We start from the raw sequence: 18,368 nt of genomic DNA, 5'->3' as shown, positions 1-18,368 counted from the left end.
GCCATCAGGCCGTGTCCCGCTGGCGGTGCTCCGGGCAGCAGTAGGTGCGGCCGCGCGCATCGAGCAGCGCATCGGTGCGCGGCAAGTGCAGCGCGCAGACGCTGCACCGGACCATCTCCTGCGGCAGCGAGGGCGCGCCGGTGGGCGGCCGGGGCGGTGCGGCGCGCTCGCCGGCGGCGCGTTCCTGGCGTTCGCTGCGGCGTTCGTGCCGCCAGAGCAGATACACCAGCAGCAGGACGGCAAACAGGACCAGGTACTTCATCACGCGGCCCGTCCGAGCATGACTTCCATGACGAAGCGCGAACCTACGTAGGCCAGCAGCAGCAGCAGCGAGCCGACGTAGAGCATGCGCACGGCCTTGCGTCCGCGCCAGCCGAAGCGCGCCCGCCCGAGCAGCAGCAGGGCGAAGGCGATCCAGGCCAGGAAGGAAAAAAGCGTCTTGTGGTCCCAGCGCCGGGGGGCGGTGTCCTGCGCCTCGCCGAACACCAGGCCTGCCAGCAGCGTCGCGGTGAGCAGCACGAAGCCGGCGCCGACGAAGCGGAAGGTGAGGCGTTCGAGCGTGAGCAGCGGCACGCCCGCGTGCGGATCGGAAGCCTGCCGCATGTGCCGCTCGGCCCGCATCATCAGCCAGGCGTGCACCACGGCTGCGGCGAACAGGCCGTAGGAGGCGATGCCCAGCGCCCAGTGCAGCGGCAGCCAGGGCGATTGCGAGACGTGCAGCGGCGTGCCCGGGAACACCATCGCCAGCACCACCGCAGCGGCTCCCAGCCCGGCGAGAGCCCAGCGCGCTTCGAGCTGCGGAAAGACCTGGCGCTCGACGGCGTAGACGGTGAGCACCAGCCATGCCGTCATCGACAGGGCCGGCGCGAACCCGAAACGCGGCGCATCGCCCAGCAGCGACCAGCCCAGCACCAGCCCGTGCAGCAGCCACGCGACCAGCAGGGCCGCGCGCGCGCCCTGGGTGCTCAGGCGCCCGGCGGCGGCGGCCGGAACCGCATAGGCGGCGGCTGCGGCCAGGGTCAGGGCGACCCCCAGGGGGGATGCGCTGGGTAGAATCATGGGCTCGCAGTTTAGTCCTTCGCTTCAGTTCCCCGAAGCGCCGCGACGCCCTTCCCACACTCCCCCATGGCCTCCGCACTGTCCGACAAACTTTCCCGCCTGGTCAAGGAAATGCGGGGCCAGGCCCGCATCACCGAGGGCAACGTGCAGGACATGCTGCGCGAGGTGCGCATGGCCCTGCTGGAAGCCGACGTGGCCCTGCCGGTGGTGCGCGACTTCGTTGCCCGCGTCAAGGAAAAGGCGCTCGGGCAGGAGGTGGTGGGCTCGCTGAACCCGGGCCAGGCGCTGGTCGGCATCGTCAACCGCGAGCTGGTGTCCACCATGGGCACGGGCGTGAGCGACCTGAATCTCGCGGCCCAGCCGCCCGCGGTCATCCTGATGGCCGGCCTGCAGGGCGCCGGCAAGACCACCACCACCGCCAAGCTTGCCCGCCACCTGATCGACAAGCGCAAGAAGAAGGTCCTCACCGTCTCGGGCGACGTCTACCGGCCCGCCGCCATCGAGCAGCTGCGCACGGTGACCGGGCAGGCCGGCGCCGAGTGGTTTCCCAGCACGGCCGACCAGAAGCCGCTGGACATTGCGCGCGCCGCGCTCGACCACGCGCGGCGGCAGTACTTCGACGTGCTGATCGTCGACACCGCCGGCCGCCTCGCGGTGGACGAGGCCATGATGCGCGAGATACGCGAGCTGCACGGCGCACTCAATCCGGTCGAGACGCTGTTCGTGGTCGATGCCATGCAGGGCCAGGACGCGGTCAATACCGCCAAGGCGTTCAAGGAGGCGCTGCCGCTGACCGGCATCGTGCTGACCAAGATGGACGGCGACTCGCGCGGCGGCGCTGCGCTGTCGGTGCGGCAGATCACCGGCGCTCCCATCAAGTTCGCCGGCATCTCCGAAAAAATCGACGGGCTCGAGGTCTTCGACGCCGAGCGCCACGCCGGCCGCATCCTCGGCATGGGCGACATCGTGGCGCTGGTCGAGCAGGTGCAGGCAGGCGTCGATGTCGAGGCCGCGCAGAAGCTCGCGGCCAAGGTCAAGAGCGGCGAAGGCTTCGATCTGAACGACTTCCTCATGCAGATCCAGCAGATGAAGAAGATGGGTGGTCTGTCCGAGCTGATGGACAAGCTGCCCGCCCAGATGCAGGCCAAGGCCGGCCAGGTCGATATGGACAAGGCCGAGCGCGACATCCGCCGCAAAGAGGGAATCATCTGCAGCATGACGCCGCTGGAGCGGCGCAAGCCCGAGCTGATCAAGGCCACCCGCAAGCGCCGCATCGCCGCCGGTGCCGGTGTCCACGTGCAGGAAGTCAACCGTCTGCTCAACGAGTTCGAGCAGATGCAGGGAATGATGAAGAAGATGAAGGGCGGCGGCCTCATGAAGATGATGAAGCGCTTCGGCGGCATGAAGGGCATGCCCAAGCCGCCGTTCTGAATGCTGCAAGAAACGGCAACGGGGCCCGCGGGCCCCGTTGTCATTTCTGCAAATGGGCCGTGAGCCCCCGTGGTGGCCGGACCCGGACCCGCAGGGGCCCGCGGCGGCCCGTCTCTGGTCCCGTCAGGCCATGCGCAGTTCGCGCGCCGCGCGCATCGCGTGGTGGCGCGCCCGGCGCAGCACCAGCGGCGAGCGCGACTCTTCGGGGATCAGCAGCCAGCCGGCGCCGCGCATGCGCTCGCCCAGGTGCACATGGCTGGTCAGAACCGCCAGCGGCAAGGCCAGCAGCAGCGGCACGGCCACCGGCAGGATCGCGGCGACGGCGGCCGGCTCGATCCAGGCCACGCCGGCAGCGAGTACCAGCACCAGGGCGATCAGCGGGGCCAGGCGCGAGGCGGCGTCCGACCACTGCAGACCCGACGCTTCCCGGGGGGGCGACTTCCACTCCAGCTTGATGCCGGTGAGCGCCACGGCAGCGAAGAGCGAGTGGGCGAGCATGCGCACGGGCGCCTGCAGCATGGCCATGGCGGTTTCCAGCAGGGCGCTGCGCAGCAGGGCGCCGGCGCCGCCGAACTGGTGCTGTTCGCCGCGCAGGAACACCGCCACCAGCCCCAGCACCCGCGGCAGCATCAGCATGCACAGCGTCCACGCCCACAGCACGACCAGATGGCGTGGTGCCGCGTCCCACTCGGGCACGATGTGCGCGCCGGCCACCCACAGGGCGGTTCCGAGTGTCATGAAGGCGAGCCACAGCGGCGCGGACAGGTAGGACATGGCGCCCACCGCGAACATCGCGCGGTGCACCCGGTCGATGCCCGGCTCGGCCATCAGGCGGGCGTTCTGGAGGTTGCCCTGGCACCAGCGGCGGTCGCGCTGCAGTTCGGACAGCAGGTCCGGCGGCTGCTGCTCGAAGCTGCCGGTCAGGTCGGAGACCAGCCAGACCTCGAAGCCCGCGCGGCGCATCAGGGCCGCCTCGACGAAGTCGTGCGACATGATCGGACCGGCCAGGCCGCCCCGGCCTTCGATCGGCGCCAGGCCGCAATGGGCCATGAAGGGCGCGATGCGGATGATGGCGTTGTGGCCCCAGTAGTGCGAGGCGCCGAGCTGCCAGAACTGCATGCCCAGCGTGAACAGCCGGCCCGTCACGCGCGAGGCGAACTGCTGTGCCCGCGCGTGCAGCGTGGCGTGGCCGACGGCCTGCGTGGCCGTCTGGATGATGCCGGCCCGGGGGTGGGCCTCCATCAGCTTGGCCAGGGTGAGCAGGCACTCGCCGCTCATCACGCTGTCGGCATCGAGCACGATCATGTAGCGGTAGTCCTGGCCCCAGCGGCGGCAGAAGTCGGCCACGTTGCCGGCCTTGCGGTGCGTGCGGCGCTGGCGCCGGCGGTAGTACACCTCGACCTGCGGCTGCTCGCCGAGCGCGGCCAGCGCTTCGCGCAGCTGCTCCCAGGCCGAGCGCTCGGCGGCGGCGACCCGGTCGTCGGCGGTGTCGGAGAGCACGAACACATCGAATTGCCGCGCATGCCCGGTGCGCGCGACCGATTCGCAGGTGGCGCGCAGGCCGGCGAACACGGTGGCCACGTCCTCATTGCAGATCGGCATGATGATCGCCGTGCGGGCGTCGGGTGCCAGGGCATGGCCCTGCACGCCGCGCGCCGAGATGGAGTGCCGGTCGCCGCGCAGCACCACCCAGAAGCCCATCAGCGCGGTGACGAAACCGGTCACCACCCAGGTGGACAGCACGGCGAACAGCGCGATCTGGCCGTAGCGCAGCCAGCTGCTCGAGTAGTCCGGCTGGGCGCCGGCGAACAGCGAGGTGGCCACCACGGCGCTGACCAGAGTGAAGAGCGCGAACACGCCGCGCCGGCGCAGCGCCGCGTTCTCCCAGGCGGCGCGCGGCGTGCGTCGCACCGGTGCGTCGGCGGGCGCCAGCAGGGCCTGCAGCTGGGCGCGCAGCCCCGCGCCGATGCTGCTCCAGAAGCCATGCCACGGCTGGGTGGGCACGGAGCCGCGGTGGATCGGCGGCGCGGTCACGCTGTTCGGGTGACGCTCTTCGCGCAGTGCGCTGCGGCGTGACCGCACGGGCGTGCTGGAGCCGCCGGTATCGCCCTCGTCCCACTGCTTCAGTGGACGGCGTCGGGAAGGATGATGTTGGTCCATGTTTCGCTCAGGCTGTCGTTGCCGTGTTGAAGGAAGGCCCGCAGCTCGACGGGCTGCGCGGGGTCGATGGGGCGCACCCGCAGCTGCATGCGCCAGCTGCGGGTAGCGGGGTTGAAGTACGCGTTCTGCTCCTCGACGACGCCGTTGGCGTCCGCGCTGGCCACCGCGCGCACGGGGGCGTCGGGCGGCAGCGCGGCCAGCGAGGGGCCGCTGAAATCGACGAGGTACTGCACCTGGCCGGCCACGGAGCTGCCTTCGCGCACGTAGCCGAAGCCCCGTCGCGTCTGCTGCACCCAGGCGCCGGGCGGGCGCTGCTGCTCGTCGCCCTGCCAGCTCAGCTCGTAGGAGAAGTCGAAGGGCTCGCCGGGAGCCGGCAGCGTGGCCGGCACCCAGTACGCGACGATGTTGTCGTGGGTCTCGTCGGGCGTGGGCAACTGCACCAGCTCTACCCGGCCGGGACCCCAGTCGCCCAGCGGCCGCACCCAGGCCGAGGGTCGGCGCTCGTAGCGGGCTTCGACGTCTTCGTAGTTCGCGAAGGTGCGATCGCGCTGCATCAGCCCGAAACCGGCGAGGCCCTGCACCTGGAAGGTATTGACCAGCACCTGCCGTGGGTGGACCAGCGGACGCCACAGCCATTCACCACCCGCGGTGGCGACCAGCAGGCCGTCGGAGTCGTGCACCTCGGGACGGAAGTCGCTGCGGCTGGGTTGGTTCTCGCCGAACAGGAACATGCTGGTCAGCGGCGCGATGCCCAGCGTGGCGACGGGAGGCGTGCCCGGGCGCACGAAGACGCGGGCGCGCACTTCCATCGTGGTCTGGTTGCCGGGGCGCAGCACGAAGCGGTACGCACCGGTGGCCCGCGGCGATTCGAGCAGCGCATACACGACCACTTCGCGGGCATCGGCGGCGGGCCGCTCCAGCCAGAACTCGGTGAAGCGCGGAAACTCCTCGCCGGCCCCGCCCACCGTGTCGATCGCCAGCCCGCGCGCCGAGAGGCCGTACTGCTGGCCCGCTCCGAGCGCGCGGAAATAGCTCGCGCCCAGGAAGACGACGAGTTCGTCCTTGTAGGCGCTGGAATTCAGGGGGTAGTGCAGGCGAAAGCCGGCGAAGCCGAGATCGCCCCAGGCCTGCGGATCGACCGCGTTGCGTCCGTAGTCGAACGCGGCGGGCTGGTAGGGGACCGGCTGCACGCTGCCGTCCGGCGCAACCTCGTGCACCCGCACCGGCTGCGGCGCGTACTTGCCGCGGTGGAAGAACATGGCCTCGAAGGGCAGGGCGGATTCGCGCCACAGGGCGCGGTCGCGGCGGAAGCGGATATCGCGCAGGCCGTCGTAGTCGAGTGCGCCGAGGTCGGGCGGCAGTGCGGCGGGCGCCTCCACCCACGGAGCCTGGGAGCGCTCGCCGGCCAGACCGCTGAGCGTATCGAAATCGAAGGCGTGTGCGAGCGCGGCTTGGGCGAGGAGAGCAAGAGCCAGGAAGGGGGCACGCAGTGAACGCATGCCTGTCTAGTGCAAACCCTATGCCAGGCCGAAATGTCCTTCGGAATCAGGGACTTGCGTCATTCACGTGCCCAGACTTCGCGCGCCGGCACCGTGCGGCGCTGAAATCGGCCAAATCCGTCGCCTCCTGACGACAAGCCAGCTGCCGGCCGCCTCGAAAAGACGGCGCACGCGCTCGTCCGTAGCTGCTCATCTGCCACGGGTGTTTGCCTTGCACCTGCCAAGCCTCGAGCTCGAGCTCGACCGGTATCGAACCCGGTGTGTCGTCAAGCGACGACAAGCCCAGCAGCACTGCGTCCCGAGATGGCCTGAGTTGTGCACACGAGCTGTGTCGCGCATCGCCGAAGGCTTGGCTGCGCTCCGGGGCGCCGGGGTGACCGTGGCTCAGCTCGCGCGAATCTGTCGTCGGTTCGGCCCTCCTCAGGCTCAGCCGCCCCCCAACCCGTCCTCTGATCCCGTCTGCTTCGAATCGCCCACCCCGCCACCTTCCCCCTTGAACAACCCCGGCGTCAGCTCGTTCTTCTGCAGCAGCCGATAGAACTCCGTGCGGTTGCGCCCGGCCAGGCGGGCCGCATCGGCCACGTTGCCGTCGGTGAGCTTGAGCAGGCCCACCAGGTACTCGCGCTCGAAGCGTTCCTTGGCCTCCGCGTAGGTCAGCACCTCCACGCCCGGCACGCGCAGGGCGCGCTGCACCAGGGCCAGCGGCACCAGCGGGGTGGTGGACAGCGCGCAGACCTGCTCGACCACGTTGAACAGCTGGCGCACGTTGCCCGGCCAGGCGGCGGTGGTCAGCGCCTTCATGGCTTCGGGCGCGAAGCCCGAGAGGCGGCGCTGGTACTTGGCGGCCAGCTTGTGCAAAAAGTGGTTTGCCAGCAGCGGGATGTCTTCGCGGCGCTGCGCCAGGGTGGGCAGCGACAAGGTGACGACGTTCAGGCGCCAGTAGAGGTCTTCGCGGAACTGGCCGCTCGCCATGGCGGCGTCCAGGTCCCGGTGGGTGGCCGAGATGATGCGCACATCGACCGGGATCGACTGGCTCGAGCCGAGCGGACGGACGGCGCGCTCCTGCAGCACGCGCAGCAGCTTTACCTGCAGCGCCGGCGGCATGTCCCCGATTTCGTCGAGCAGCAGCGTGCCGCCGTCGGCCGCCTGGAACAAACCCTTGTGGTTGCTCACCGCGTCGGTGAAGGCGCCCTTGACGTGGCCGAACAGCTCGGATTCGAGCAGCGCCTCGGGGATGGCGCCGCAGTTGACGGCGACGAAGGGCTTGCGCGCGCGTGGGCTGGCGCGGTGGATGGCGCGTGCCAGCACTTCCTTGCCGGTGCCGCTGTCGCCGCGCAGCAGCACGGAGGCGTCCGATGCGGCGACCAGCCGCGCCTCCGCCAATAGCTCGACCATGCGGCTGGAACGGCTGATCAGCTCGCTGCGCCAGGCTTCGTCGGCCGGACCGGCGCTGGCCACGGGGCCTGCGACGCTGAGCGCCTGCTCGATCTTGTCGAGCAGCTCGCGCGGCTCGTAGGGCTTGGTGAGGTAGCCGAACACGCCGCGCGCGGTGGCTTCGACGGCATCGGGGATGGTGCCGTGCGCGGTGAGCAGGATCACCGGCAACGACGGGTGGCGCGTGCGGATCTCGTCGAACAGCGCCATGCCGTCGCGTCCGGGCAGGCGCACGTCGCTCAGCACCAGCTGCGGCCGCTCCACGGCCAGCTGCGACAGTGCGGCTTCGGCCGATGCGACGGCGCTGACCTGGTAGCCGGCGGCCGCGAGCCGCATCGACAGCAGGCGCAGCAGGTCGGGGTCGTCATCGACCAGGAGGATGCGGGATTTGGCAGACATCGTGGGACAGCGCGGAAGCAGGCAAAAAGGGCCGCGGGGCGCTCAGCGCGCCGGGCGGGTGGGCATGCTGCGCTCGATGGCGCGCAGCGCTTCGAGGCGCTCGGTCAGCTGCTCGCTGCGGCGCTGCGCGTCGCGGGCGGCCTGGGTCTGGCGCTCGAGCTGCTCCTCCAGCCTGCGCTGCTGCGCCTGCTGCGCGTGCTGGGCGAGCAGCATGCGCACCAGCGGGTGCAGGGCGCGTGCTTCGTCGGTGTCGGTGGAGAGCACCGCCTGCAGCAATGCATGGATGCGCGAGGACTCCGCCGGCGTGTTCGCCTGCAGCAGCGCGATCGCGAGTTGCACCTGGCGCATCGGGGAGGGGCTGGTAGCCGCGAGGCGCGCGATCTCGCTGGACAGCTCGGACGCATTCAGCGTGCGCACCCGGTCCGCATGCGCCAGCGCGCTGCCCAGGGCCGACTCACCGGCGCTGGGCGCAGGCCGGGCCGGTGCAGGCGCGGGGGGCGTGGCGGGCGGCGAGGGCGCCGGCGCGGGGGCCGCTGCGTGCGGCATGGGGGTGGCGGGAGGGGCGGTCGGCGCCGGGGGCTGCAGCGGGGGCAGCGCGCCGGTGTGTGCCGGTGCCGGCGCCGGCGGCGCCGAAGCCGGCGGGGCAGCGCGGGGCGGCACCGTGGTGCAGGCGGACACGAGCACGGCCAGGGCCAGGCACGCGCTCAGGCGCAGGCCGCGGCGGGCTCCGGGCGCGGCTTGCTGCGGCGCCGGCCGGCAGCGCGGTCGTGGGTCAGTTGGCATGGGGTAGCTCGATACGGAAGTGGGCGCCGGGCGTGTCGTCGTGCAGCAGCACCACCCGGCCACCGTGGGCAGCAATGTACTCCTGCACGATCGACAGCCCGATGCCGGTGCCACGCACCGCGTGCTGGGGCTGGCGCTCGCCCCGGTAGAAGGGCTCGAACACGCGGTCCCGGTCGGCCGGCGCGATGCCGGGCCCCTGGTCGCGGATGTCGATCAGCGCGAGCGGGCCCTGCGCGCCCAGCTCCAGCAGCACCTCGCTGCCCTCGGGCGCGAACCGGATGGCGTTGGACAGCAGGTTCGCCAGGGCGGTCCCCAGCTTGTCCGGATCGACCCGGGCCCACACCGGCTCGCCGGCCAGGCGCACGCGCACGCCGTTGGCCTGCCACTGCAGCCGCTGCGACTCCACCTGCTCCTGCAGCAGTGCGCGCAGGTCGGTGCGCTCGCGGCGCAGCTGGCGCGCCTCGAAGGCGGCGGCATTGAAGTTGAGCAGCGCCTCGATCTGCCCCTGCAGCACCACGGTGTTGTGGCGCAGGATGCGCGCGACTTCCTTCTGGTCGGCGGTGAGGTCGCCGGTCACGCCCTCTTCGAGCAGGGACACGCCTTCACGCAGCGCCGCCAGCGGCGTCTTCAGCTCATGCGAGATGTGCCGCAGGAAGCGCGCCTTGTCGGCGTCGAGCTCCATCAGGCGCAGGCGCAGCCATTCGAGCTGCTGGCCCAGGCGCCGCACGTCGGCCGGGCCGCGGATGTCGATGGGCGCGTCCAGCCGGTTTTCGCCGAGATCGACCACCGCCTTTTCCATGCGCTTGAAGGGCCGGGCGAGCCAGACCCCCAGCGCGATGGCCAGCACCGCGGCCAGCACGATGGCCAGGCTCACCTGCTGCATCAACCGGGTGCGGCTGACCGCCAGGCTCTCGCGCAGCGAGCGGTCGCGCGCCTCGATGTCGTCCTGCACGGCGCGGGCGATGCGGCTGTTGATGGTGTCGAGGTCACGGAACTCCACGCTCACGAGCCGCTCGCGCTCCAGCGCGGTCTCTTGCGGCCCGCGCATTGCCTCGGAAATTTCCGCCGCTTCCGCCTGCCACTGCAGCGCGAGCTTGTCGGGCAGGCCGTTGCGGCGCATGCGGTCCAGCGTGCTGCGCGCCTCTTTCAGTTCCTCTCGAAAGCGCGCGAGCAGCACCGGATCGTTGAACACCAGCGACTGCCGCGCGGCCCGCTCCATGGCCACCGTGCGGGCGGTCAGGCCTTGCGAGCTGGCGGTCAGTTCAAGCGCGCGTCCGGCCTCGGCGCTGCTCTGCGTCATGAGCTGCTCGAGGATCAGCACGGCGCGCACGGCGGCGGCCCCCAGCAGCAGGCCGATGGCCAGGAACGCGACCAGCAGCAGCTGGCGAAACGACGCCAGGCTGACCCAGGGCAGGCGGACCCGGCGACGCGCAGCCGTGGCCACCGGTCAGGCAGCCAGCGCGTGGTCGCGCAGCACCACCTCTCCGCGCAGCGAATGCGCGAAGGATTGCGTGATGCGGACATCGACCATCTGCCCCACAAGTCGCGGCGGCGCCGGGAAGTTCACCACGCGGTTGCACTCGGTGCGCCCGGACAGCTCGCTCGCGTCCTTGCGCGAGGGGCCCTCCACCAGCACCCGCTGCACCGTGCCCACGCGACTCGCGCCGATGCGCTGCACGTTGGCCTCGATGGTCGCCTGCAGGTGCTGCAGCCGCTGCAGCTTCACCGGCTGCGGCGTGTCGTCGTGCAGCTGCGCGGCCGGCGTGCCGGGTCGCGGGCTGAAGACGAAACTGAAGCTGGCGTCATAGCCCAGCTCCTCGATCAGCTGCATGGTCTTGCCGAAGTCGGCCTCGGTCTCGCCGGGAAAGCCGACGATGAAGTCACTGGAGAGCGACAGCTCCGGGCGGATCGCGCGCAGCTTGCGCACGGTGCTCTTGTATTCCATGGCGGTGTAGCCGCGCTTCATCGCCATCAGGATGCGGTCGCTGCCGTGCTGCACCGGCAGGTGCAGATGGCTCACCAGTTGCGGCACGCGCGCATACACCTCGATCAGGCGCTGCGTGAACTCGTTGGGGTGGCTGGTCGTGTAGCGGATGCGCTCGATCCCGGGAATGTCCGCGACGTACTCGATCAGCAGCGCGAAGTCGGCGATCTCCGCCGCCTCGCCCATGCGGCCGCGATAGGCGTTCACGTTCTGCCCCAGCAGGGTGACTTCCTTGACGCCCTGTTCGGCGAGGCCCGCCACCTCGGTCAGCACGTCGTCGAACGGGCGCGAGACTTCTTCGCCGCGGGTGTAGGGCACCACGCAATAGCTGCAGTACTTGCTGCAGCCTTCCATGATGCTCACAAAGGCGGTGGCGCCCTCGACGCGCGCCGGCGGCAGGTGGTCGAACTTCTCGATTTCGGGAAAGCTGATGTCCACCTGCGCGCGCCGCTCGCGCTCGCGGCGCGCCAGCATCTCGGGCAGGCGGTGCAGCGTCTGCGGGCCGAACACCAGATCGACATAGGGCGCGCGCTCGATGATGGCGGCGCCCTCCTGGCTGGCGACGCAGCCGCCCACGCCGATCACCGCGCCGCGCGCCTTGAGGTGCTTGACGCGGCCCAGGTCGGAGAAGACCTTCTCCTGCGCCTTCTCGCGCACCGAGCAGGTGTTGAACAGGATCAGGTCCGCTTCTTCCACGTCCTGCGTCGGCTCGTAGCCCTCGGCGGCCTGCATCACGTCGGCCATCTTGTCCGAGTCGTACTCGTTCATCTGGCAGCCGAAGGTCTTGATGAACACTTTCTTGGTCATGGTGTCGCTCCCCGTGTCAGCGCCGCGCGCCGAAGATGGTGGCCAGCAGCACCTGGAACTGGCGCACGGCCTCGGCATCGCCCGTGGAGCCGCTGCCGCCCAGGCGCGCGTACTCGGCTTCGGTAAGCAGCCAGGCTTCGTGCACCAGCCCCGCGGCGTCGCGCCGGTACACCACCGGCAGCTCGCGCCCGGCCAGGCTGCCCGAGAGCACCAGCATGTTGCGCGTGTCGCGGATGCGTGCGCCGGGGGACAGGCGATCGGCGGTGCCGTCGAGGGTGATCTGCGGCGGCAGCGTGACCTTCATGCGGGCGGGCCGCACGTCGCGCGGCGCCTCGCGCACGAAGGTGGGGGCGGCGGCGGGCGCTTCGAGCACCTGGGAGAAGGCCGGCGCGGCAGCGGACGCGGCGAGCACGGCCAGCGAGAAGGAGAGGGGAAGGGAGAGGTGAGAAGTCCAGCGGTTCATGGGGTAGATCCAGAGGCTGAGGGGCATTTGGCAACGGTATCGCACGCCCGGACGGAGGGCTGCGAGTGTACCCGGCGGACTCGACCGGCCGGGCGCAACCGACGCGTATCCGGCGGGCGCTCGCCCCTAGTCAGTAGCTCACGACGATCTGGTGGATGCGGGTGGCGCGGCAGGTGCTGCCCGCGCCCACCGGGCAGCGCCCGATCTGGCCGGCCGGCGCGATGCCGGTGATGGTGTGGCGCTGCGGCTGCGCCGTGCCCTGGCCGAGCGTCGGGTCCAGCAGCAGGCGGTAGCGGATGTCCACCGCTTCCATCACCGCCGAGGGCGGGTCCAGCGCCAGCGTGTAGGGCGTGCCCAGCGTGCACGTCACCTCGAAGGAGGCCGTGCCCTGGACGTCGTGCTTGGAGAAGGCGGTGTAACTCAGCGCCAACGGCGCCGCGGGCGGCGTGATGCGGCACTGGTCCGCAATGCGCGCGCCCACCGTGAACAGGGTCGAGGCCAGCACCGGGCCCGCAGACGATCCGTGGCGAAGCACGGCGGCGGCGCTCGCGTCCGCGTATTCACCCACCTGCCGGTGCAGCCCCGCTGCCACATGCGCGTTGAAGGTCAGCACCCGCTGGGCCGACAGGCTGCCGGCAGCGAGGAAGTCGAAGGTGAACAGCAGCGCGCCGGGGTTGACATCCCCTTCCGCGCGCTCGCCGGTGTCGGTCCACAGACCGAGCTCGGGGCGTGCGCGGTACAGGGCATAGGGCAGGCGCTGCGGTCCTCCCTGCTGCAGCAGGTCGCGGCCGGTGGGCGGCTGGTTGAGGCCGAGCCATAACAGCTGGGTCTGGGCGTCTTCGGCGCCGCGGGTGCAGGTGATGGTGAGGGAGCCGTCCATGGTGAGCGCGTTGTCGGCGGAGTAAGTGCCGCTCGGGGACGTGGCGGACAGTCCGCAATGGAGGGCGGCGCGCGCTGAAGTCCCGGCCAGCGGCGTGAGGGTGCACAGCATCCAAACCATTACCACGCGCAGGGCGGACAGCACCTCGTTCATCGGGCCACTCCCTGGCACACCAGCGGCCCGACGCGGGTGATGTCTTCGTCGCCGACCGGAGGCAGCACCACCTCAAAGCGGCAGCTCGCCTGCTTCCAGCGCAGCACGAGGTGGCTGCGGTCCTGAAGTCCGCTCACGAACGCAGCCCCGCGGTGGCCCACGACGAAGGTCTCGGCGTCGCCTTCGGCTCGCACATGGGCGCCCAGCGGCGCCGGCTCGCCGTCGGCCAGCACGATCTGCAGCAGCGCACCGCGGCCGGAGCGCACCGGAAACGTCACCTTCACCGCGCTGCGGCGCGCGGGCGTCACCGTGTGCTCCATGCTGTCGAGTTCGGCCGTGATCGGCAGGTCGTTGCCGTCCAGCCGGATGCGGCTGGTCGTGAACGCGGCCAGCGCCGGCGCGAGCGTGCGGCCGCGGGCGTCGGTGACGCCCAGGGTGCGGCCGTGGGCGTCCACCCGCACGTTGGCGTGGCCGGGCACTTCCACCAGCGCGAAGCTGTCGTCCAGCCGCTGGGTGGCGAACACGCTGCCATCGACCAGCGCCAGCGCGCCGCGGGCGCCCAGGCGCAGCCGCTGCTGTTCGCCCGAGACGCCGAGGTCGCCCGACAGCCACGCCTGCCGCGTCTGGCGATACAGGCTGGCCTCGGCATAGGCGTCCTGCCGGTCCTTGCCGGCGGCCACGCGCCAGCCCAGCGCGTCCGGCTGGTGCGGGGTGCTGCTGGCGTGAACCCTGGCGTCGGCATCGCCATCACGTCGCGACAGTGTGCTGGAGAACTGCGTGCGGTCCAGGTAGAAGGTCCAGGTGGCCGCCAGCGTGTGTCCGGACCGGCCGGGGGCCCGCGCCTGGTTTGCCGAGACGCTGAAATAGCCGCCGCGCCAGCCGCGCGAGTAGACCAGCCCCAGCGTGCGCGAGCTGCCGCCGTCGGCGGCCCGGATCTGTCCCGCGATCAGCCGCAGCGTGTGCCCGGGCAGCGACAGCAGGCCCAAGCCGAACGAGGCCTCCCGCCGCGCCGGCGCGCGCGAGGCGGGCTGCCCGAGTTCGCGGAAGGCGGCGCTCGACGTCTGCAGCCGCGCGGCGAAGCGCTGGTGCAGCGGGTCGGCGTCCAGCTGCAGCAAGGCGCGCCAGCCGGTGCCCGCCTCGCTTCGCGACAGCGCGAGCGCCCCCTGGCCGAACCAGAATCCGTCGGGCGAGCCCAGCAGGCCCGCGCCGGCCGCCTGCCGCTGGCCCGAAAGCTCCGCGCGCGTTTCCACGGTCACCGTCTTGCTCAAGCCGCGGCGCCACAGCACCGCGCCGAAGCGGCGGCCATAGCGTTGCTGCGCGCCGCCCAGGCCCTCGCGCAGCGCACCGATCTCGGCGCTCCAGTCGCTCAGGTCCTCTTCGAGCAGGTTGGGGCTGCCGAAGAAATCGCTGACCACCACCGACTCGCGGCCCAGTGCGTCGCGCAGCACCAGGCGCGCCTGCCCGGCCCGCGTGAGGCCGGTCGCGCCCTGCAGGCTGAAGGGGCCGGGCGGCACCTGGGCCGTCTGCTGGAGCACGTCGTTCACGTACAGCTCCAGCGTGCTGGGCGCGTTGGCGCTGCCGGCGAACACCGGGATGGGCTGGCTGATGAAGCCCGGGTCCAGGCGGAAGTTCTTGCCGAACTGCAGGCCGGCGAAGTAGGCGGGCCGTGACCAGAACGCTGGCCGCGTGCTGCTGTCGCCTACCCGCCAGCTCAGGTGCTCGCCCGGCTGGTCGTGCGTGAAGCTGGTCTCCAGGCGCCGCGTGGTGCTGCCGGCGGGGCTCCATTGCAGGGCATGGCTGGTGGTGAGGAAGCCCCACGGGCCGGTCCAACCGACCTCCGCCAGCGTTCCGCCATCGCGCGCGGCGCCGTGGCCGGGCCGCCGCGTGACATTCGCGCTCGCGTCGTAGTTCAGGAACAGGGCATGTTCGCGCGGCGCGGTCGCCACCCCCTGGCCGGTGGCGTTGTCGATGCGGGCTTCCTCGAAGGCTTGCGGCTCGAACTGCAGTTGCAGCTGCTGTCCGTCGTCTTCGAGTCGCGACGCGAACCCGGGCCAGGCGGCCAGCGGAAACCAGGTCTGGTCCTGGTAGTCGAAGGTGGCCGCATCGGCGGGCGCGCGCAGGCGCCAGGCCTGCCAGGCTTCGCGTGTCGCGTGCAACTGTCCATTCGCCTGCAGCAGCAGCCAGTCGCCCGACCTGGTGCCGTTCACCACCACGGCGGCGGCGAGCGCACGCGGTCCGGTGCTTGCCGGTGTCACGCGTGCCGGCCGTGCCTCGCTCGCGCCGGCTGCTCCGGCTGCACCGGCCACGCCGAGGAGCGCGGCCAGGGCGAGCCGCCGTAGGCGGCGCAGGCCGAGCACCGGCAGCTCACGGTAGGGCGGCGTCATGCGCCTGCGTCGTGCCGTCCTCCAACTCGATCAGAAGGCGCGCCGGCCCGCGCGCGCCGGGTGCCTGTGCCTTGATCGGCAGCACCTTCGCGGTGCCCGGCAGGAGGTAGGCCGCCGGGCTGCTGGTGGCGAGCTCCGCCTCGCCCTGGAACAGGCTGAGTCGCCGCACGCGCGCGAAGGTGTTGCCTTCATTGCGGCACGTCACTGAGGCGAAGTCGGGCGCCGGCTGGCAGCGTACGTCGCGCATCGGCGCGCGGGGCGCCACGAAGATCGGCACGCTGAAGGTGAACGTGAAGCGCAGGTTGAGCGCCTTTTCCGCGGGGGCGTCGGCGGACGGCAGTTCGTGAACCAGCAGGCGATAGCTCAGCTCCTGCTCGGGCAGATGCCGCCGCAGGCGCGCCAGCCGGATCACCTTCCGCGCTCCGGGAGCCAGCTTCAATAGCGGCGGCGAGGCCACCACCTCGTCTGTCGGCTCCAGCACGTCGGCACCATTCGGTCCCTGGGACCAGCGCAGCGTCTCGGCCTGCACCGTGACCTCGCGCGCCCCGTCGTTCCCAAGCGTGACGGTGACGATCCGGTCTCGGGGCGTGAAGACGATGCGAACGGGCGACACCTGGATGCCGGACCACGCCGGTGGAGTAGCACCGCACAAGCCAATGAGCGTGGCGAGCACAACGAGGCGCAGCACGCGGTAACACGCTCGATTCGACATAAGCCTCGATCTCGATGATTCGGATGGGGCGGCCGCTGCCAGCGCTGGTGGCTCACGGCATCCTGGGAGACTCGGGTTTGGGTAGGCGCCTCAATAGGTAACGACGATCTCGAACTGGTTGTTCGTCGAATCAATGTTCGTGCAGCTGAAAGCGCCGTCCCGGCAGGCGATCTTGTGGAGATCGTCGGAACTCCCTCTGGCCTGGATGTGGTAGAGCTTTTCCTCGGCGTCTTTCGAATTTGCTCCAAGGAACGCGAGCTGAATTTCGTACGGTACCTGGAACGAGCTATCGACTATCGACAGCCACACTCCGACTGCTGCTTCGCTTGTGCCCTGATCGGAGATGTTGCGGAGTACAACGGAGTGGCCCAAACTTGGAGAGCACTTAACGCTGAAAGGGGCGGCTTGGCTGCTGACTTCGCCAAACGCCTGCATGTTCAGTTTGACGAGTGGCGACGCCAACGTCGCCATGGTGCATCCCGCCGTGAAATCGATCTGCACGGAGAAAGGCTGCGTCAAGGTGAGGGGTGCGGAATGAGCAGAAGGTGGCGCAACGCTCGCGAGGGCTGCCATCGCAACCGCGGCAAGTGACTTTTTCATGAGGATTCCTATGGAAGTAGTGCCCCCTGACGGCCGGTTGCACCCTTTCGATTTCCTGAGTGCTCATCCGAAATTCTTTTGTATTCTTTTTTACGGATGAGCGCAAGCGGGGCAGCCCGCTCCAGGAATCCTCTCTGCCGCCGCCGTCGTTAGCGCTTGAGCCGTTCGTTCGACGGGAACAGGTGCTTGCGCGCCTCGTCGTCCATCTCGGCCTTGAAGGCATGGCGCGTCTTGATCGCGTCGGCCCGTTGCGCAGCCGGCCGGGCGTTGATGGTGTCGAGCAGGCGCTTGACATTGGCGTAGCGCTCCCAGGTGGCGTCGCCGGTGCCCAGCACGTAGGGCAGCATGCGCGCCCAGCCCCAGAAGGCCATATCGACGATGGAGTAGTCCGCGCCCAGCATGAACTCGCGGTCGGCGAGGTGCTTGTCCAGCAGGGTCCAGTGGCGGTGCGCCTCGAAGTCGTAGCGGTTGAGGGCGTATTCCTTGGGTTCGGGCGCGGCGTGGCGGAAGTGCACCGACTGGCCGGAAAACGGGCCGATCCCGCTGGCGATGAACATCAGCCACGACAGCATGCGCGCGCGCTCGGGGCTGCGCGGGTCCGTGGGAACGAAGCGGCCCTCGCGCTCGGCCAGCCAGAGCAGGATGGCGTTGCTGTCGAACATGGTGACCTCGCCGTCCACGATCGCCGGCACCTTGGCATTGGGGTTCACCGCCAGGTAGGAGGGGGCGAACTGCTCGCCCTTGCGGGTGTCGACCGGCACCGCCTCGTAGGGCAGCCCCAGCTCTTCCAGCAGCAGGGCGACCTTCATGGGGTTGGGGGCGGTGTTGTAGAAAAACTTCAGCACGAGGAACTCCGTTGTTGCAGGGGACCTGTCATTGTGTGACAGATCATCCGGGGCGCTACGAGCGCGCCAAAATCGCAAGTGCTCGTGTAACAATGTGTCACATCCACGCCGCATCCATGCTGTGGCGGCACACCATGCGGGAGCGAAACGACCATGCCTTGCCCTTCCTGTAGCTGCACCGACTGGGCGCCGGTGGTGCAACACCAGTCCGGCGACGCGCCGGCGCCTTCGACTTTCCGCCGCCTGCTGGCGCTGCTGCTCGCGCCCATACGCGGCCTGCGCGACCCGGTCACCGGCGAGCGCGCCGCGCGTCAGTGCCTGCGCTGCGGCACGGTCTACGACCAGAGCGGCGCCGTGCACCGCCCGGGCGACGCCGAGGACGACGATGTGATCGAGCAGCGCATGTCGCGCCTGCACTCGCAGATGTCGGGCTTCAGCGCCAGCGTGCCGCCGCTCGCACCTGCCGAGCCGGACCCCCTAAACCGCTTCAAGGTGCAGCCGAAGGAGCAGATGCGCAAGTGCCCGCGCTGCGGACACTTCGCGCTCGCGGTGCCGGCGTCGGATGCCTGCCCCAGCTGCGGACGGCTGTACGCCAAGATGGAGGAGGCGCCGCCGCCCCCCGCCAGTCCCTTGGCAAAGAGCTGAGCGGCCCTCGGCCCGCGTGTGTCTGTCGGCGCGTCGTTCAGCCGTGTCGCGCAGGGGGCCGAGTTCTACGTGCGACGCTGCGCACCGCATGGCCGTGATGCGGTTTGGCGCCAGACTCTCCCGAGCCGCA

General features: G+C 70.6%; 16 protein-coding genes. 2 read left to right on the top strand and 14 right to left on the bottom strand.

Going from position 1 to position 18,368, the window contains the following annotated elements:
- Positions 1-4: 4 nt before the first annotated feature.
- Both WG922_RS02150 and WG922_RS02145 read right to left on the bottom strand, forming a co-directional pair.
- Complete coding sequence (locus WG922_RS02150; protein WP_340280320.1) at positions 5-262, bottom strand: PP0621 family protein; 258 nt, start codon at positions 260-262, stop codon at positions 5-7.
- Positions 262-1,059 (bottom strand): cytochrome C assembly family protein, encoded by a 798-nt coding sequence (locus tag WG922_RS02145; protein WP_340280319.1) that lies wholly within the window; start codon positions 1,057-1,059, stop codon positions 262-264. The genes WG922_RS02150 and WG922_RS02145 overlap by 1 nt, the downstream gene beginning before the upstream one ends.
- A gap of 66 nt (positions 1,060-1,125) precedes the next feature.
- Here WG922_RS02145 and ffh point away from each other — a divergent pair, with 66 nt between their 5' ends.
- Positions 1,126-2,490, top strand: a complete 1,365-nt coding sequence (ffh, locus tag WG922_RS02140; RefSeq protein WP_340280318.1) for a signal recognition particle protein — start codon at positions 1,126-1,128, stop codon at positions 2,488-2,490.
- Positions 2,491-2,613: 123 nt separating this feature from the next.
- Here ffh and mdoH read toward each other — a convergent pair whose 3' ends face one another.
- The 12 genes from mdoH to WG922_RS02080 all read right to left on the bottom strand — a co-directional run bounded on the left by mdoH (position 2,614) and on the right by WG922_RS02080 (position 17,593).
- Positions 2,614-4,650 carry a glucans biosynthesis glucosyltransferase MdoH gene (mdoH, locus tag WG922_RS02135; protein ID WP_340280317.1) on the bottom strand — a complete coding sequence of 679 codons (2,037 nt, stop codon included), beginning with the start codon at positions 4,648-4,650 and terminating at the stop codon, positions 2,614-2,616.
- On the bottom strand, positions 4,614-6,149 hold the full coding sequence (locus tag WG922_RS02130; protein ID WP_340280315.1) for a glucan biosynthesis protein: 1,536 nt from the start codon (positions 6,147-6,149) through the stop codon (positions 4,614-4,616). Before WG922_RS02130 ends, mdoH begins: the two co-directional genes overlap by 37 nt.
- A 426-nt stretch (positions 6,150-6,575) precedes the next feature.
- Positions 6,576-7,982 (bottom strand): sigma 54-interacting transcriptional regulator, encoded by a 1,407-nt coding sequence (locus WG922_RS02125; RefSeq protein WP_340280314.1) that lies wholly within the window; start codon positions 7,980-7,982, stop codon positions 6,576-6,578.
- A gap of 42 nt (positions 7,983-8,024) precedes the next feature.
- On the bottom strand, positions 8,025-8,765 hold the full coding sequence (locus WG922_RS02120; RefSeq protein WP_340280313.1) for a hypothetical protein: 741 nt from the start codon (positions 8,763-8,765) through the stop codon (positions 8,025-8,027).
- Positions 8,755-10,209 carry a sensor histidine kinase gene (locus WG922_RS02115; protein WP_340280312.1) on the bottom strand — a complete coding sequence of 485 codons (1,455 nt, stop codon included), beginning with the start codon at positions 10,207-10,209 and terminating at the stop codon, positions 8,755-8,757. Before WG922_RS02115 ends, WG922_RS02120 begins: the two co-directional genes overlap by 11 nt.
- Before the next feature lie 3 nt (positions 10,210-10,212).
- Complete coding sequence (gene miaB / locus WG922_RS02110; RefSeq protein ID WP_340280311.1) at positions 10,213-11,556, bottom strand: tRNA (N6-isopentenyl adenosine(37)-C2)-methylthiotransferase MiaB; 1,344 nt, start codon at positions 11,554-11,556, stop codon at positions 10,213-10,215.
- 16 nt (positions 11,557-11,572) lie between these two features.
- Positions 11,573-12,019 carry a hypothetical protein gene (locus tag WG922_RS02105; protein WP_340280310.1) on the bottom strand — a complete coding sequence of 149 codons (447 nt, stop codon included), beginning with the start codon at positions 12,017-12,019 and terminating at the stop codon, positions 11,573-11,575.
- 130 nt (positions 12,020-12,149) lie between these two features.
- Positions 12,150-13,052, bottom strand: coding sequence for a spore coat protein U domain-containing protein (locus WG922_RS02100; RefSeq protein WP_340280309.1), 903 nt, complete (start codon positions 13,050-13,052; stop codon positions 12,150-12,152).
- Positions 13,049-15,436, bottom strand: coding sequence for a fimbria/pilus outer membrane usher protein (locus tag WG922_RS02095; protein ID WP_340280307.1), 2,388 nt, complete (start codon positions 15,434-15,436; stop codon positions 13,049-13,051). The genes WG922_RS02100 and WG922_RS02095 overlap by 4 nt, the downstream gene beginning before the upstream one ends.
- Complete coding sequence (locus WG922_RS02090) at positions 15,417-16,109, bottom strand: fimbrial biogenesis chaperone (protein ID WP_340280306.1); 693 nt, start codon at positions 16,107-16,109, stop codon at positions 15,417-15,419. The genes WG922_RS02095 and WG922_RS02090 overlap by 20 nt, the downstream gene beginning before the upstream one ends.
- Before the next feature lie 129 nt (positions 16,110-16,238).
- Entirely contained in the window at positions 16,239-16,748 is a 510-nt protein-coding gene (locus WG922_RS02085) for a hypothetical protein (RefSeq protein WP_340280304.1), read from the bottom strand.
- 149 nt (positions 16,749-16,897) lie between these two features.
- The gene (locus tag WG922_RS02080; RefSeq protein WP_340280303.1) at positions 16,898-17,593 is read right to left on the bottom strand and encodes a glutathione S-transferase family protein; all 696 of its coding nucleotides are present in this window, start codon (positions 17,591-17,593) and stop codon (positions 16,898-16,900) included.
- A gap of 195 nt (positions 17,594-17,788) precedes the next feature.
- Between WG922_RS02080 and WG922_RS02075 the strand changes: the two genes are divergently transcribed.
- Positions 17,789-18,238, top strand: a complete 450-nt coding sequence (locus WG922_RS02075) for a hypothetical protein (RefSeq protein WP_340280302.1) — start codon at positions 17,789-17,791, stop codon at positions 18,236-18,238.
- The last annotated feature ends 130 nt before the right edge of the window (positions 18,239-18,368 follow it).

The sequence above is a fragment of the Ramlibacter sp. AN1015 genome (assembly GCF_037726105.1).
GTDB lineage: Bacteria > Pseudomonadota > Gammaproteobacteria > Burkholderiales > Burkholderiaceae_C > Ramlibacter.
Note: the sequence above shows the minus strand (reverse complement) of the source record. Positions and strands in the feature narration are given on the sequence as shown.